Source organism: Haloferula sp. A504 (assembly GCF_044385805.1).
Taxonomy (GTDB): domain Bacteria; phylum Verrucomicrobiota; class Verrucomicrobiia; order Verrucomicrobiales; family Akkermansiaceae; genus Haloferula.
The window spans coordinates 18,430-33,831 of the sequence record NZ_JBISBU010000059.1; the positions used below are offsets into that span (position 1 = coordinate 18,430).

General features: G+C 64.5%; 15 protein-coding genes and 1 tRNA gene. 12 read left to right on the plus strand and 4 right to left on the minus strand.

Annotated features, from left to right (window positions below):
- Positions 1–14 precede the first annotated feature (14 nt).
- Positions 15–3,263 (plus strand): DUF1553 domain-containing protein, encoded by a 3,249-nt coding sequence (locus ACG2LG_RS19845; protein ID WP_396261986.1) that lies wholly within the window; start codon positions 15–17, stop codon positions 3,261–3,263.
- A gap of 19 nt (positions 3,264–3,282) precedes the next feature.
- Positions 3,283–4,749, plus strand: a complete 1,467-nt coding sequence (locus ACG2LG_RS19850; RefSeq protein WP_396261988.1) for a DUF1501 domain-containing protein — start codon at positions 3,283–3,285, stop codon at positions 4,747–4,749.
- Between the two features lie 126 nt (positions 4,750–4,875).
- Here the strand turns inward: ACG2LG_RS19850 and ACG2LG_RS19855 are convergent, their stop codons facing one another.
- Positions 4,876–5,361, minus strand: a complete 486-nt coding sequence (locus ACG2LG_RS19855) for a hypothetical protein (RefSeq protein WP_396261990.1) — start codon at positions 5,359–5,361, stop codon at positions 4,876–4,878.
- Positions 5,362–5,487: 126 nt separating this feature from the next.
- Here ACG2LG_RS19855 and ACG2LG_RS19860 point away from each other — a divergent pair, with 126 nt between their 5' ends.
- Both ACG2LG_RS19860 and ACG2LG_RS19865 read left to right on the plus strand, forming a co-directional pair.
- Entirely contained in the window at positions 5,488–6,495 is a 1,008-nt protein-coding gene (locus ACG2LG_RS19860; protein WP_396261992.1) for a DUF3500 domain-containing protein, read from the plus strand.
- An 83-nt stretch (positions 6,496–6,578) separates the two neighbouring features.
- Positions 6,579–7,436 carry a sugar phosphate isomerase/epimerase family protein gene (locus ACG2LG_RS19865; protein ID WP_396261994.1) on the plus strand — a complete coding sequence of 286 codons (858 nt, stop codon included), beginning with the start codon at positions 6,579–6,581 and terminating at the stop codon, positions 7,434–7,436.
- A 79-nt stretch (positions 7,437–7,515) separates the two neighbouring features.
- Here ACG2LG_RS19865 and rnc read toward each other — a convergent pair whose 3' ends face one another.
- Both rnc and ACG2LG_RS19875 read right to left on the minus strand, forming a co-directional pair.
- Entirely contained in the window at positions 7,516–8,205 is a 690-nt protein-coding gene (rnc, locus tag ACG2LG_RS19870; RefSeq protein WP_396261996.1) for a ribonuclease III, read from the minus strand.
- A 55-nt stretch (positions 8,206–8,260) separates the two neighbouring features.
- A tRNA-His gene (locus ACG2LG_RS19875) sits at positions 8,261–8,336 on the minus strand.
- Positions 8,337–8,530: 194 nt separating this feature from the next.
- On the opposite strand from ACG2LG_RS19875, the gene ACG2LG_RS19880 reads away from it, so the two are divergent.
- Positions 8,531–8,875 (plus strand): Smr/MutS family protein, encoded by a 345-nt coding sequence (locus tag ACG2LG_RS19880; protein ID WP_396261998.1) that lies wholly within the window; start codon positions 8,531–8,533, stop codon positions 8,873–8,875.
- A gap of 24 nt (positions 8,876–8,899) precedes the next feature.
- Here the strand turns inward: ACG2LG_RS19880 and ACG2LG_RS19885 are convergent, their stop codons facing one another.
- Positions 8,900–9,442 carry a cob(I)yrinic acid a,c-diamide adenosyltransferase gene (locus ACG2LG_RS19885; RefSeq protein ID WP_396262000.1) on the minus strand — a complete coding sequence of 181 codons (543 nt, stop codon included), beginning with the start codon at positions 9,440–9,442 and terminating at the stop codon, positions 8,900–8,902.
- A gap of 88 nt (positions 9,443–9,530) precedes the next feature.
- Between ACG2LG_RS19885 and ACG2LG_RS19890 the strand changes: the two genes are divergently transcribed.
- The 7 genes from ACG2LG_RS19890 to ACG2LG_RS19920 form a co-directional block, all read left to right on the plus strand.
- Positions 9,531–10,283, plus strand: a complete 753-nt coding sequence (locus ACG2LG_RS19890) for a 7-carboxy-7-deazaguanine synthase QueE (RefSeq protein ID WP_396262002.1) — start codon at positions 9,531–9,533, stop codon at positions 10,281–10,283.
- 61 nt (positions 10,284–10,344) lie between these two features.
- Entirely contained in the window at positions 10,345–10,731 is a 387-nt protein-coding gene (locus ACG2LG_RS19895) for a hypothetical protein (protein ID WP_396262004.1), read from the plus strand.
- Between the two features lie 6 nt (positions 10,732–10,737).
- A complete protein-coding gene (locus ACG2LG_RS19900; RefSeq protein ID WP_396262006.1) occupies positions 10,738–11,373 on the plus strand; it encodes an HAD family hydrolase in 636 nt (211 codons plus the stop codon).
- A gap of 132 nt (positions 11,374–11,505) precedes the next feature.
- Positions 11,506–12,093 (plus strand): ribosome hibernation-promoting factor, HPF/YfiA family, encoded by a 588-nt coding sequence (gene hpf / locus ACG2LG_RS19905; protein WP_396262008.1) that lies wholly within the window; start codon positions 11,506–11,508, stop codon positions 12,091–12,093.
- Between the two features lie 119 nt (positions 12,094–12,212).
- Positions 12,213–12,749, plus strand: coding sequence for a sigma-70 family RNA polymerase sigma factor (locus ACG2LG_RS19910; protein ID WP_396262010.1), 537 nt, complete (start codon positions 12,213–12,215; stop codon positions 12,747–12,749).
- A complete protein-coding gene (locus tag ACG2LG_RS19915) occupies positions 12,746–15,022 on the plus strand; it encodes a FecR domain-containing protein (protein ID WP_396262012.1) in 2,277 nt (758 codons plus the stop codon). The genes ACG2LG_RS19910 and ACG2LG_RS19915 overlap by 4 nt, the downstream gene beginning before the upstream one ends.
- Positions 15,023–15,106: 84 nt before the next feature.
- Positions 15,107–15,402, plus strand: a 296-nt coding sequence (locus ACG2LG_RS19920; RefSeq protein WP_396262014.1) for a hypothetical protein, incomplete at its 3' end; no start/stop codon positions are given.

The following is a 15,402-nucleotide window of genomic DNA, read 5'->3' on the forward strand; positions in this document are numbered from 1 at the left end:
CACCGATCCCCATAATGAAGTTATTGAAGTCATTCCTCACCCTCACCGCATTGGGTGTGATCGCCCTGAATCTCATGCAGTGCCGGGAAAAGCCGATCGCCACCTTTGAGGGACCGGCAACGGACGAAGCGACAGCGGGGGCACCCTCCACAGCCCCCGACCTGCCGAAGGAGATCACCTTCAATGAGCACATTCAGCCCATCCTCTCGGAATACTGCTACCACTGCCACGGTCCTGATGCCGGAACGCGGATGCCCGAGAGCGAGCCGCTGCGTCTCGACCTCGCCGAGGACGCGCTGAAGCCGCGCGAAGGCGGCAAGCCGGTGATCATCCCCGGCGACCCGGAAGCCTCGCTGCTGGTGAAGCTCCTTCACAGCGACGACCCGGAAACGATCATGCCGCCGCCCGAGTCCCACAAGGAACTCGACGCGCGTCAGATCGCCCTGCTCGAGCGCTGGATCGCTGATGGCGCCGAGTACCAGGACCACTGGTCCTTCCTCGCCGTGGAAAACCCCGAGGTCCCCGACGGCGAGTGGGGCCGCTCCCCGATCGACAAGTTCATCGGATCGCGCATGCAGGAGGCCGGCCTCGCACCGAATCCCGAACAGGCTCCGGCCCGCTTCCACCGCCGCCTTCACTTTGACCTTACCGGACTGCCGCCGGCACCCGAAACGACCGCCCGTTTCCTCAAGAACTATCAGGAAAAGGGCGACGAGGCGCTTTCGGCCGAAATCGACCGCCTGCTCGACACCACCGCCGCGGCCGAACACCTCGCCCGCCACTGGCTCGACAACGCGCGCTATGCCGACACGCACGGCATCCACATCGACAACTACCGCGCGATCTGGCCCTACCGCGACTGGGTGATCCGCGCCTTCAAGCAGAACATGCCGTGGGACCAGTTCACGATCGAGCAGATCGCCGGCGACATGCTGCCGGATGCCACGCTCGACCAGATCGTGGCGACCGGTTTCCACCGCTGCCTCCCGACCACCGGTGAAGGCGGGGCCATCGCCGAGGAGTACGAGGCGATCTACGCCCAGGACCGGACCGACACCACCTCGGCGGTCTGGCTCGGCCTCACGGTCGGCTGCGCCTCCTGCCACGACCACAAGTTCGATCCGATCTCGATGAAGGACACCTACGCCTTCAACGCGTTTTTCCGGAACACGACGATGGGAGCGATGGACCGCAACGACGCGAACCATCCGCCCAACATCTTCGTGCCGCTGCCCGAGGATCGCGCACGCTACGCCGAGCTCAACGACGAGATCTCGAAACTCGACACCGCCCTGGCCAGCCGCAGCAAGGCTGCCAAACCGTTGTTCGAGGAATGGGTCACCTCGCCCGCGATGGAGGACCCGAGGGACATCGATTCCACCCTCGCCTTATACCTTCCGCTCAATGACGCGGAAGGCCCGATCAAGGGATACTCGGAGGGTAAAACCTACGAGTGGCCCGTAGAGGTCGAGCGCATCGACGGCCCGCTGGGAAAGGCGCCCGTGGTTTCCCGGCAACCCATCGAGTTGGGTGACCATGCCTCCTTCGCCCGCGGTGACCAGGTGACCTTCGGCGGGTATATCTACCTCGAGGGAAATCCGAACGGCGCCGTCATTTCACGGATGGGCCCGGGGCCGGACTTCCGGGGCTGGGATCTGTTCCTCGAGGGCGACAAGCCCGCCGTCCACATCATCGACGAGTGGCCGCACGCCGCGAACAAGATGCGGCGTGGCCGCGGCATCGGCACCAAGAGCTGGCAGCACGTCATGGTCACCTTCGACGGACGCCAGGCCGGCCACCAGGCCCTCGCTCTTTACGTGAACGGCGACCGGGCCCGCATGGGCTCCGATCCCAACACGGTGGGCGGCAACATCGTCAGCGATGCCCCGCTGATCCTGGGCTCCCGCTCCGGCGGCGACTCGAAGCTCACCGGCGGCAAGGTCGCGCTGCAGGACTTCCGGCTTTATCGACGCCTGCTGACGCCGGATGAAATCAAGCGGCTCTCCGGCCTCGGCCAGATCGCGGGCATCATCGGCACGCCGCGGGACCAGTGGAACGACGATCAGTCGAACAAGGTCTTCGAGTATTTCCTCAACTACGTCGACCAACCCTCGATCGACCTCCGTGCCAAGAAAGCGCCGCTCGACAAGGAACTCGCGGACATCAGGCACCGCGGCTCGATCTCCCTCGTCATGGAGGAGAAAAAGGGTTCCGAACCGTTCGCTCACATCCTCAACCGCGGGGTTTACTCCGACAAGGGGGAGAAGGTGGCCGCCGACACGCCGGCATCCCTGCCGCCGATGGCCGGGGACCTGCCGAAGAATCGTCTGGGCCTTGCCAAGTGGCTGGTATCGAGGGACAACCCGCTGACCGCCCGCGTCACGATGAACCGCCTGTGGGCCCAGCTTTTCGGCAGGGGCATCGTCGAAACGGTCGGCGACTTCGGCATCATGGGCGCACGCCCGACTCATCCGAAGCTGCTCGACTGGCTTGCCTACGAGTTCATGGATTCCGGCTGGGACTACCGCCACATGATCAAGCAGATCGCCATGTCGGATACCTACCGTCAGTCCGCGGTCGTCAGCTCCGAAAAACTCGAGGCCGACCCGTCGAACGAGTGGCTCTCGCGGGGTCCCCGCTACCGCCTCGATGCCGAGCAGCTCCGCGACCTCGCCCTGGCGGCCTCCGACCTGCTGTCACCGAAGGTCGGCGGCCCACCGGTGAAGCCCTACCAACCGGAAGGCATCTGGAGTGCCGTCGCCATGCCCCAGTCGAACACCCGCAACTACCAGCAGGACAGCGGCGAGTCACTCTACCGGCGCTCGATCTACACCTTCTGGAAACGCACCGCGCCGCATCCGGCGATGGAGATCCTGAATGCCCCGACCCGCGAGGTGACCTGCGTGGCCCGCGAGATGACCAACACGCCGCTGCAGGCATTCGTCACCCTGAACGATCCCCAGTTCGTCGAAGCCGCCCGCAACCTCGCCCAGCGGGCCCTCGCCCATGGAGACTTCGATGACCGCCTCGACTTCATCAGTCAGCGGCTGATCTCGCGTCTACTGGACGACGACGAACGGCGCATGGCCCGCCAGACCCTCGAGGCGGCCTTTGCCGAGTATTTGGAGAAGCCGGATGCCGCGGAACAGTTGCTCGGCGTCGGCGAATCGAAACCCGAGCCCGGCACTCCCGCTCCGGAACTGGCCGCGTGGACGATTGTCGCCAGCCAGATCCTCAACCTCGACGAGACTCTCACGAAGTAATCCCTAACTCCGCGTCACGATGAATTCAGTTTTCGATTACAACTCGGCGATCAACCGCCGTCAGTTTTTCCGCAAGAACGGAACCGGCCTCGGTGTCGCCGCGCTTTCGTCCCTCATGGCGCGCACGGGCATCGGCCACGCGGCCGAGACGCCCGCGCCGGATCTCGCCCATTTGCAGCACTTCGCGCCGAAGGCGAAGCGGGCGATCTACATCTCGCTGATCGGGGCACCGTCGCAGATCGACCTTTTCGACTACAAGCCGGAGCTGCAGAAACGCTTCAAGGAAGACCTCAAGAAATATCTCGCCGAGCAGGGCCAGCGCCTCACCGGAATGACCTCGGGCCAGGCCGCCTTCCCGCTGGCGCCGTCGATCTTCAAGTTCGCGCAGCACGGCCAGTCCGGTGCCTGGATTTCCGAGCTGCTGCCCTACACGGCGAAGATGGCCGACGACATCTGCATCATCAAATCGATGCACACCGAGGCGATCAACCACGAGCCGGCCAACCAGCTCGTCTACACCGGCTCCATGCAGGCCGGAAAGGCGTCGATGGGATCCTGGTTGTCCTACGGACTCGGCAGCATGAACGAGGACCTTCCGACCTTCGTCGTGCTTCACGCCACCCACAGTTCGCCCTACGCCAACGTGCAGGCGATCTCGGCCCGGCTTTGGGGTGCCGGATTCCTCCCCGGCAAGCACGCCGGCGTCGCCTTCCGCTCGAAGGGTGACCCGGTGCTTTACCTCAAGGACAGCCCGGGCATCTCGCGGGACCTCCGGCGCTCGATGCTGGACGGGCTCAATGCGATGAACCAGAAGTCCTACGAGGTTGTCGGCGACCCATCGATCCAGACCCGCATCCAGCAGTATGAAATGGCCTTCCGGATGCAGGCCAGCGTGCCGGAACTGGCCGACATGTCGGGCGAGCCGGAGCATGTCCACGAACTCTACGGTGAGGACAGCAAGGTCCGCGGCACCTTCGCCAATTCGGCCATGATGGCCCGCCGCCTGCTCGAGCGCGGCACCCGCTTCGTGCAGATCTTTCATCGCGGGTGGGACCAGCACGGCAACCTGCCGCGCGACCTCACCTCGCAGTGCAAGGACGTCGACCAGGGGTGCTACGGCCTCATCCAGGATCTCAAGCAGCGCGGCATGCTGGAAGACACCCTGGTCATCTGGGGCGGCGAGTTCGGACGCACCGTTTACTCGCAGGGTCAGCTCACCGAGACCAACTACGGTCGCGACCACCACCCGCGCTGCTTCTCGATCTGGATGGCCGGCGGCGGCGTGAAGGGCGGGCAGGTTTACGGCGAGACCGACGACATGAGCTACAACATCACGCAGAATCCGGTGCACATCCGCGACCTGCACGCAACGCTCCTGCACCAGCTCGGCCTCGACCACACCCGTCTGACCTACAAGCACCAGGGCCTCGACCAGCGCCTGACCGGCGTCGAGCCGGCCAAGGTCGTCAAGGACGTGCTCGCCTGATCCCGTGGCGCAAAGCTTTGCTTTGCGAGCCGATGGTCGAAGCTCCGCTTCGACCTCTGCCGACCGGGTCCAACGCTGGTCCTCAGATCACTCGGCGGGACAGCGTCCCACGCTTCTTTCGCAGGATCAGGGCACGATGAAATACTTTCGGTCGCCCAGCGGGAACCTCGGGTCCGCCACCAGACTGCCGCTCGGAATGCCTTCCACCTTGATCTTGCGATCATTGTAGGGGCTGAGCACGTAGCCATCACGATCCGCCTTGCGGGCGGTGGGGAAGTCCCCGCTCAGATCGAGCGTGGAAGGGTCGACCTCGTCATTGGGCGGCGGTTTCGGGGCAGGCGCCGGTTCGGGCTTCGGCTCGGGCTTGGGTGCCTCGACAACCACCGGTTCCGGCTCGGGTTCAGGCTCCGGCTTGGCCGGTCGCGGCTCTTCCGAGCCCAACCTCGAGATGATGTCGTAGGCGCTTTCCTGCGAACCGGATGTCGCCCGGCCGGCACCCGGATCTTCCTTCAGCCATTCGGCCGTGGCACGGCCCGCGGAGCAGGCGGCAAGCCCGGCACTTCCGAGAATCAGCAAACCACTGAACAGGCATCGTTTGGAAAGCGAGATCATCCTGTGGGGATCGAGTCTCCGCAGCCCCGCCAGATCAAGCACAAATCGCCTCTGGAATCCCCGGACTCCGGATGCCAGTCTTCCGGCATGCTTCGTCAGACCATGGTTTTCATCACCCCAACCAAGATGAAACTCCCCGCCCTCGCCATGGCCCTGCTCGCGCCGCTTCTCATCGCCGAGGAAAAGCCAGCCCACACTGAACTGGCCGCCGCGGCCGATGCCTTCCTCGAGAGTCTCGACGAAGCCAGTGCCGCGCGCGCGACTTTTGCCTTCGACGATGCCGAGCGCACCAACTGGCACTACACCCCGAGGGACCGCAAGGGGCTCCCGCTCAAGGCGATGACCGAGGGCCAGAAGAACGCCGCCGTCGCACTGGTGAACACCATTCTCTCGGAAAAGGGCGCGATGAAGGCGGCCCAGGTCATCACGGCGGAAGCCCTGCTCGGCGCCATGGAGAAGCGCCCCGAATTCCGCGACCCCGAGAGATACTTCGTCGCGATCTTCGGCACTCCCGGTGCCCCGAAAGGATGGGGCATGCGCTTCGAAGGCCACCATGTCTCGATCAACGTCACCGTCCTCGGCGAGGATGTGTCCGTAACGCCCTCCTTTCTCGGCTCGAACCCCGCGGAGATTCGTGAGGGCGAACACAAGGGCCTGCGACCGCTCGCGGCGGAGGAGGATCTCGGACGCGCGCTCGCCGCCGCCTTGCTCGAGTCGGGAAAAAAGGAGGTGCTTTTCAGCGACAAGGCGATCGACGAGATCCTGACCCGCGAGGAACCCACGGTGAAGCCACTCGAAGCGGTCGGCATCGCCGCCGGGGACATGAGCGAGGCGCAGCGCGGCGCGCTGATGGAACTCATCAGCGAATACACCGGACGCTACCGTGCCGATGTCGCCGAGGCCGACATGAAGAAAATCCGCGAGGCCGGGATCGAGGCCGTCCACTTCGGTTGGGCCGGATCGCTCGAACGCGGCGAGGCCTTCTACTACCGCATCCAGAGTCCCACCTTCCTGATGGAGTGCGCCAACACCCAGAACGACGCGAACCACATCCACGCGGTTTGGCGCGATTTCAACGGCGACTTCGGCCGCGACCTGCTGCGCGAGCACTTCGAAGGTCACGATCACCGGTGAATCCGCGAGTTGCCGGAATCCGGAGTCAACCGCGGCGAGACGAATGAAAGGCGCCACCCGGTGGCAAGTCGCTCCGTTCAGCCATGAAAAGTCGCAAGCTCCTCCGCTGGATCCCGGCCGCATCGATCCTGGCCGCCCTGCGTTCCCACGGGAAGCCGGTTCCCGGAGAAGCCGTCACCCCCGCCGGATTCGCCATCGCCGTGCAGTGCTGGTCCTTCAAGAGCTTCACTCTTTTCGAGGCCATCGAGCTCACCGCCGCCACCGGGGCCGGAGCAGTGGAGATCTTCCCCGGTCAGCAGATCGGCGGACCGCTCGGCGACGCCAGGCTCGACCCCGCGAAGGCCGGTGAACAGGTGCCCGCCATTCTGGAACACTGCGCCGAACACGGCATCCGGCCCCTGAGTTTCGGCGTCGTCGACGTGCCGAAGAACGAGGCGCGGGCGCGTGAGATCTTCGAGTTCGCCCGGGCTCTCGGTGTCTCGGGGATCAACACCGAATCGATCGACGCCCTCGACACACTGGAGCAACTCGCCATCGAGTACGACCTGCGGATCGGATTCCACAACCACCCGAAGCCGACCAAGCTGTGGAACCCCGCGACCATCCGGAGCGCCATCGAGGATCGGGACGAACGGATCGGCTACTGCGCGGACCTCGGCCACTGGGCCAGTTCGGCCCTCGACCCGCTGCAAGCGGTTCAAAAAATCGCACCCCGCATCCACGCCTTCCACATGAAGGACCGGGCCGGCATCGAGGAATGGACCCACGACCGCCCCTTCGGCACCGGCGTGATCGATCTTGTGGCCATCCTCGACGAAGTCCGGAAACACGGCTTCACCGGCAACGTCGTGATCGAATACGAGCACAACTGGGACACCAATCCGGTCGAGATCGCCCAGTGCGTCGGCTACCTGAGGGGCTACTCGAAGATGCGGGCGTGACCCTCGGCCCGTCAAGCGGACCGCCGATCTCCGAATCGGCTCCTTCGGCAATGCCGATTCGGAGATCGGCGGTCCAGCCTCACTCCGCCTTCTCCCAGACCCTCACGCGCAGGGCCTCGGCCGCCGCCCGCGCCTCGGCCTCCTTCTTGCTCTTGCCCTTGCCCGTGGCCAGGTCCATCCCCCGCCACTCGACCCGTGCGGTGAAGACCTTGCGATGGTCCGGCCCGGCCTCGGAAACGATGTGATACTCCGGTGGCTCCGGCTCGATCGCCTGCAGCGCTTCCTGGAGTTCGCCCTTCGGGTTCTTCTCCTCCGGGCTTCCCGCCAAGGCTTCGATCTCCTTCTGGAAAAGCCGCAGCACCAGTTCCCGGCACGGCTCGTATCCCGCGTCGAGATACACCGCACCCATCAGCGCCTCGAAGGCATCGGCCAGGGTCGAAACCCGCCGCCTTCCGCCGGTGGCCTCCTCGCCTTTGCCGAGCAGCACGTAGTCGCCGAGGTCGATGGTCTGGGCGAAGCGCGCCAGCGCCCGCCGCGAGACCAGCCTCGACCGGAGCTTGGTCAGCTTGCCCTCGGGAAAATCCGGGAACATCCGGAACAGGTCCTCGGTCAGGATCAACTGCAGCACCGCGTCGCCGAGAAACTCCAGCCGCTGGTTGTCGAAATGAGGCCGCTGGGACTCGTAGGCGAGACTCGGATGGGTCATCGCCTCCGCGAGCAGAAGCGAGTTCCTGAACTTGTAATCCAGCCGGCTTTCGAGGCTCTCCATGTCGGTATCGGTCCGGCCTCCTCCTTCCCCCGGACTCAGTTCCCGGGGAAAAAGGTGGGGTGACCGACGGGACTCGAACCCGCGACAACCGGAATCACAATCCGGGGCTCTACCAACTGAGCTACGGCCACCATTACCGGAGGGCGGATCCCTATGCCCACCCCGCCCCTTTGAAAAGGGAAAAAATCATGGAGAACATGGAGCTGCGGCTTCCAGCCGCTGGCCGTGACCGTGGCTTCCAGCCGCGGTATCAACTTCAAAACAGGAAGGATGAGACCAGCAGGATTCGCAAAGAAGCTCTCAAAAATACCGGCCGATCGCCGCTTTGCGCCCGATCCATCCACGTCCCGTCATCCTCAGCCTTGATTCACAACCCCACGGTCGCGACCCTCCCCCCATCGAAGACGACGCCCACCGCATCCCGATCACCCCCGAACTCGATCTCCACACCTTTCGTCCCTCGGAGATCGGCGAGTTGCTGCCCGCCTATTTCGAGGAATGCCTCCACGAGGGCATCCACCACGTCCGCGTGATCCACGGCAAGGGCACCGGCACCCTGCGCGAGGGCGTTCATGCCCTGCTCCGCAAGCTGCCCGAGGTCGAATCGTTCCAATACCCCGCCGGCGAAGGATCCGGCGGCTGGGGAGCCACCTGGGTCAGGCTGCGGTAGCCGGTGTTTCGGTGTTTCGGTGTTTCAGTGTTTCAGCTTTTCAGCATCTACCCTCGCAAGGATCCACAAAAGGTCCGACAGCCGATTGAAGAAGAGAAGGACCGGTTGGGGCAGCGGTCCCTCCTGCTCGTGGAGCTCCCAGACCCGCCGCTCGGCCCGGCGGGCCACCGACCGCGCCAGGTCGAGTCCGGCACGCGCCACCGAATGCTCGGCACCCGGCCGGGCCCAGCCCTTGAATCGCACCCCCCGGTCCTCGTAGATCCCCGCCTGCTGCTCCAGCCAGCCCACATCCGCTTCCACCACCTTGGCGTAGCCTTTCTCGTCATAGGTCGCCGCATCCTCCGGCAGGCACGCCAGCTGACCCATCAGGCCGACCAACTTCTCCTGCACTTCGTCCACCAGCTCCTCCAGTCCCTCCTCCAATCCCGAGGCACGGGCCAGACCCAGCGCCGAGTTCAATTCGTCAACCGCGCCCAGCGCCTCGACCCGCCGTCCGGTCTTGTCGGTCCGCCTGCCGAACAACAGATCCGTCTTCCCGTCGTCGCCTCGTCCGGTGATGATGCTCATGCGACGAGCTTCCGCTCGAAGTTCCAAGTGCCAAGTCCCAAGTTCCAAACCCGGGAACCTGGCGTTTTGGCAATGCCCCTTTTCCCGCGTGAAACTCGCCAGACTCAACGACGGCCCCGAGATCTTCCACACGATCCAGGGCGAAGGCATCAGCGCCGGCAGCCCGGCCGTCTTTGTCCGCGCCTCGCTCTGCAACCTGCACTGCCGCTGGTGCGACACCGAGTACACGTGGAACTTCGCCGGGACTCCCTGGGAACACGACAAGGACGCGCAACCCGGCGGGGCGAAGCACGACAAGGCCGAGGTCATCATCGAGCTTCCGCCCGCCGAAGTCGCCAAGGAGATCGCCCGCCACCCGTGCCCCCGCGTCGTGCTCACCGGCGGCGAACCGCTGCTTCAGCAGGGCGACTGGCTCGAGGTGATCCGCCACCTTCGGCAACGCGATCCGGCCTACCTTTTCGAAGTCGAAACCAACGGCACCCTGATCCCTGATCCGGATTTCGAGGACGCCATCGACCAGTTCAACGTCTCACCCAAGCTCGCCCACGCCGGCATGCCGGAAAAACTCCGGCTCGTCCCCGAGGCCCTCGCCCATTTCGCCTCGAGCCCCAAGGCCTGGTTCAAGTTCGTCGCTGCCCGGCCGGAGGACCTCGACGAGATCGACATCCTCGCCGAACGCTTTTCCCTGCCCGCCGAACACATCCTCATCATGCCCGAAGGCCGCACCGCCCAAGCTCTCGACCGCCACGGCCCCGCCCTCGTCGACGCCTGCCTCAGCCGCGGCTGGCGATTCGGCGACCGCCTCCACGTCCGCCTCTGGGGCGACCGCCGCGGAGTTTAGCCCGATTTCCCGCAACTTCCCACTGGCCCGGGGGTTCATTCGGGCAGAAGATCCCTTCGACATGAACCGCGAACCCGAAATCGACCCCAAGGATCCCCTCTGGGACCTGCTGCGCCAGTCGCCCCGTCATCAGGCGGGACCGCGCTTTGTCGATGACACCGTCCGAGCCGCACGGCTCGCCGGGAGCCAGCAGCCATGGTGGCGCCGGGTCTGGGTGCCGCTTTCGCTCGGAGGGCTCGCCACCGCCGCAACGGCCGCCGTTGCCATCTTCGTGATCAGTCAGCAGCAGGACGCCCAGGAAGCCCCCGCCCTCGTTGGCACCACTCCTCCGGCGACGGAAACGCTGGACGTGCTCGACGACATGGTCCGCACCGAGGCCCTCCTCATCGCCGCCGATTACCCGTCGGAGTTCACCGACGCCGAGTTGGTCAGCCTGATCACCTACTGAGACAAGGTGCCTCCGGCCATCGTCTTCGACCTCGACGGCACCCTCGTCGACTCGCTCCCCGGCATCGCCACCGCGCTGAATGCGGCGCTCGCCGAGCAGGAACTGCCGCAGCATCCCGAGGGCAAAGTGCGGGAATTCGTCGGCTCCGGGGCCTTCATGCTGTGCCGCCGTGCCATTCCCACCGGGGCGAGCGACGAGCTCGCCCGCCAGGTCGAAACCGGTTTCAAGCACCACTACGCCGAAAGCTGGACCTCGGGCACCTCGCTCTTCCCGGGCATCGCCCGGCTGATCGATTCGCTCGCCGCCCAAGGCCGGCGACTCGCCGTCCTTTCCAACAAACCCGACGCCTTCACCCGCGAAATCGTCGACCACCTCTTTCCCGACGAGCCTTTCGGCTTGGTAAGGGGCCAGCTCGACGGCTCGCCCCGCAAGCCCGATCCCGCCGCATTCCAGCCGATCTTCGATTTCTGGGGAATCCAGCCGCACGACACCCTGCTGGTGGGCGACTCCACCATCGACCGCCAGACCGCAGAGGCCGCCAAAGTCCCTTTTCTCGGTGTCGCCTGGGGCTACGAACCACCCGGAATTCTGGGTTTGGAGGTCGCCTCCACCGTCGAAGACCTCCGAAAACGACTGCGCTGAGGGAATCTCAGCGATGCCACAGATTTCCCCAGATCTTCATGGCATCCTGATGGTTTTTGGCCCAGATTCGGTAATGGACGAGCCGGATAGAACCGGCTGTCCGCAACACCAAACCGAAACTAGCAACACACGATGCAAACTGAAAACGTGAACCTGCCCATCACGGTGACGGTCCGTCACGAATCCGTGACCGACTCGCTGCGCGACTACGCCAACAAGAAGATCGAGGGTCTCAACCTCGACTACCCGCGCATCATCGAGGCCAAGGCGATTTTGGACGTCCAGAAGAACCGGCACATCGCCGAGATTCTCCTATTCTGTACGAACCACATCGTCATCGAGGCCCACACCGAAGGGCAGGACATGTACGCCGCGATCGATGAGACCATCGACAAGATCGCCCGCCGTATGCGCAAGCAGAAGACCCGCCTGATGAAGAAGCGGCGGCCGCATCGCAACGAATCGATCCGCTACATCGACGAGAGCCATTTCGACGAGTCCGTCCTCGACCACCCCGAGGAATCCGAAAACGACCCCGAGCCCTTCCTCCTCCACAAGGAACGCTACTCGCTGCGGACGATGTACAAGGAGGACGCCGTCATGGAGCTCGAGCTCTCCGACAAGCCCTTCATCCTCTACAAGAGCGCCCGCCGCGACTGCCTCAGCATCATCTGGCGCCGCAAGGACGGCGAATACGCGTCGATCGACGTCCAGCCGTAAGGCCGCTCCAGTCCCTTCCCCAGCCGGCCCTCCCACGGGGGGCCGGCTTTTTTGCCGCCCGGCCCCAATCGCGGATTTCCGTAACATTCAACGCTCCCGATTGATACGCGGGAAACCAAGTGCGTTCCCGCAAAGACAACTCCTCCGAGCTTCAAAGCTACGTCGAGCAGCTGATCGCCCACCAGGACAAGCTCCGGGCCTTCATCTACTCGTTGCTGCCCGGCAATTCCCATGTCCACGACGTCCTTCAAAATACCAATGCCGTGCTCTGGCAGAAACGGGGCCGTTTCAAGGCGGACACGAACTTCACCGCCTGGGCTTTCAAGATCGCGCGCATTCAGGTGATGCACCAGCTCGACCGGGCGAAACGCGACGGGCGCCTGGTGTTTTCCGAGAAGCTGATCGACACGATCGCCGAGGACACCCACGCCGGAGACAACCACGATCGACTTCTGCGCGCGCTCGAAGGTTGCGTCGAGAAACTCACCGACCACCAACGCACCCTCATCCGTGCCCGCTACACCCCGGGTCACTCGCTGGAGAAACAAGCCGAGGAAACGGGCCGTAGCCCCGGCAGCCTCCGCATCGCCCTCCACCGCATCCGCGACGCGCTGAAAAGCTGCGTCGAAGCCACCCTCGCCGGAGAATCCGCATGACCCGCGACAAACTCCATTCCCGGATCCAGCTGCTTCTCGACGGCGAGATCTCCGCCGAGCAGTTCGCCGAACTCGAAGCCGAGTTGCTCGCCAATCCGCAAGCACTCGCCGACTACCGGCTCTACACCGGCCTGCACTGCGGGCTGGAACGCGCCGGCGAGCTGCGTGCCTCGATCAAGCAAACCCCGGTCGTGCCGATCGACCGGGTCATGGCCATGCAGCGGCGACGGGGGGCCCAGATCTCCCTGCTGGCCGCCGCCGCGCTCGTGATGCTCTGCGGCATCGCGCTGTGGATGATCATGGCGCCGCAGACCGCGCCCGCCCTGGCCTCCTTCCGAACGGCACCCGGCTCGGCCTTCTCCCTGACCCACGGGGAAGACTCACCGGGCGGCAACGCCCTCGTCCCGGGATCGTCCATCCAGCTCGACCACGGCGTGGCCGAAATTGCGCTGCCCCACAAGGTGCGCGCCATCCTCGAAGCCCCCGCCTCCCTGAGGCTCATCGACGAACGCCTCGTCCACCTCGACCACGGCAAGGCCTTCTTCGAAGTGCCCGACGCCGACGGTCACGGTTTCACCGTCAGCACTCCGCACCAGCGCATCGTCGATCTCGGCACCGCGTTCGGGATTCATCTGCCGGCGGACTCCGGCAAGGTTCTTCTGCATGTGACCGAGGGAAGCGTCCGGATCGACGGCTCGGGGGAGGATGCACCGGGAGAAGTGATTGCCGCTCCACGAGCCATCGCCCTCGGTGGCACCAAGGTTTTGGAGGATCTGAAAGAACCATCTCAGCACTTCCGGCGGCAGCTCCCGGACCAAGTCCATCAGATCCTCGTGGAGGACTTCGAGTCCGGTCTTCGCGCGGAAACCGAATACGCCATCCACATGGATCGGACCGCTATCATCGACCAGGCCGGCAACCGCTTCGCCGGCATCTCCAAGGACGATCCCTGGCGCTTTTCCACCTCGAAAGAGCTGCGGATCCGCAATCCCAGTTTCGAGACCGATGATCCCGGCAACAAGGCTCCTCTTCACTGGCGGGAGGTGTCGGGAGTGAGCGTCCTTTTCAACACCTACACGGAACTCCCCAAGGCCACCGAAGGGTCCCGGCGCCTCCTTGTTCCCGCGGATAGCACGGTTGTGCAGGATCTCGGCGAACCCATACGGGCCGGCACCACCTACCAACTGATTCTGGATGTCGGCAACTGCCCCGCCAGGTTCCCAAGTCAGGCGGTCGTCCAATTCTACGGCAGCGATGCGGGGCATGAAGCGCCTCTCGCCGAGATCCGGCTCGACCCGGCCAAGAACGCCTGGCTTCGAAGCCAGACGCTGAGTTTTACGGCGACTGCCGAGGAAGCGACCGGCCAAACTCTCGGCATCGCGCTCTCCTCCAAGGATGGATTCAGTTCCTTTGATGATCTGCGGATCTTCGCAACGCCCGGTGTCGATCAAACGCCCCCTCCGGGAGGCCTCCCGGGAGATGGCGACCAGAGCGGGCAGCCGGATACGAGTTCGCCGTTGACCTCAAGCTTTGATCCCGCGCCGGGTACCTCTGACGCCGCGTTCGATGGCATTCCAACCCTGGTCTTCAACGAGCCGGTCCGCTTTGGTACGGGGCGCATTATCGTTCGAAATCTCACCGACCGTTCCGAAACCGAACTCGTCGTCGGCTCAGCGCGCACCTCGCTCCGCGGCCGGGTCCTGACCTTCCTCCCGCCCCTCGGTCTCGGGGAAGGAGCCACGCAGATGGGAGGCATCCCGGTTTGGGAGTGCAGCGGACCCGTGAGCCGCTTCAATCCGAGCGGCAACGGCCAGCGCTACCGGCATCCCGATCTCGTCGATGACTCCGAGGCCCGTGGTCTCCTGGATGCGATGAAAGGTCCCACCCTCGCGACCTTGGCCACCAATGGCCTGCCCGGCATCATCCGTCGCTCGCTCGGTCCGGTCGAAGAGGGCCGAACCTACACCGTCAGCGTCGGGATCGGCTGCCGAAGCCGGGACGCCGCGGTTACCTCTCCTTTCGCCGGCTATCGTATCCGGCTGCTCTGCGATTCCGTGGTGCTCAACGAAATCACGGGCCGGACGCCACCCGGATCGCCCAATAGCGTGACGCCGGTGGGCTTTTCCTGGGATTCCCGTGAATTTCCAGGCCACTTGCCTGCGGAGTCGTCGCTCGTTCTCGAAATATCGGCGCTTGGCACCGCGAACGATTCCGCCGGGCATCTCGATATCGACCACGTCCAGGTGACCTCTTTTGGTGGGACCGGGCGCTGATTTCGGATCCCCGTGACGGGAAAGCCCCATTCTTCCCTAAAACACGCGAAACCCTGTAACGTTTCGTCCCCGAGTCTGATTTGCGTGCAGACACGCCCGAAAGGGCCTGCATCAATAATGAATTCCCCACATCCCCTGACTCCAAAGAGATTTGATCGCAGGCTTGCCCTTGCGGCTGCGGTCCTAGCCACCACGGGTTTCGCGCAGGCGGCATCGATCAACTTCGTCGGCAGCCAGGACAATATCGAGACGAAGAACGACGATCAGACGATTGGCTGGCGCAATACCACGCCCGCCAAGACGCTGGACATCGACGGTGACAACATCATCGGCACCGACGGATATCGCACCAGCAACCGGTCTTCAAACCCGTCCTACGC

Excerpts from the sequence above, each read along its gene's own strand:
- ACG2LG_RS19845 (WP_396261986.1), top strand. The coding sequence starts at position 15 with ATGAAGTTATTGAAGTCATTCCTCACCCTCACCGCATTGGGTGTGATC.
- ACG2LG_RS19850 (WP_396261988.1), top strand. The coding sequence starts at position 3,283 with ATGAATTCAGTTTTCGATTACAACTCGGCGATCAACCGCCGTCAGTTT.
- ACG2LG_RS19855 (WP_396261990.1), bottom strand. The coding sequence starts at position 5,361 with ATGATCTCGCTTTCCAAACGATGCCTGTTCAGTGGTTTGCTGATTCTC.
- ACG2LG_RS19860 (WP_396261992.1), top strand. The coding sequence starts at position 5,488 with ATGAAACTCCCCGCCCTCGCCATGGCCCTGCTCGCGCCGCTTCTCATC.
- ACG2LG_RS19865 (WP_396261994.1), top strand. The coding sequence starts at position 6,579 with ATGAAAAGTCGCAAGCTCCTCCGCTGGATCCCGGCCGCATCGATCCTG.
- rnc (WP_396261996.1), bottom strand. The coding sequence starts at position 8,205 with ATGGAGAGCCTCGAAAGCCGGCTGGATTACAAGTTCAGGAACTCGCTT.
- ACG2LG_RS19885 (WP_396262000.1), bottom strand. The coding sequence starts at position 9,442 with ATGAGCATCATCACCGGACGAGGCGACGACGGGAAGACGGATCTGTTG.
- ACG2LG_RS19895 (WP_396262004.1), top strand. The coding sequence starts at position 10,345 with ATGAACCGCGAACCCGAAATCGACCCCAAGGATCCCCTCTGGGACCTG.
- hpf (WP_396262008.1), top strand. The coding sequence starts at position 11,506 with ATGCAAACTGAAAACGTGAACCTGCCCATCACGGTGACGGTCCGTCAC.
- ACG2LG_RS19915 (WP_396262012.1), top strand. The coding sequence starts at position 12,746 with ATGACCCGCGACAAACTCCATTCCCGGATCCAGCTGCTTCTCGACGGC.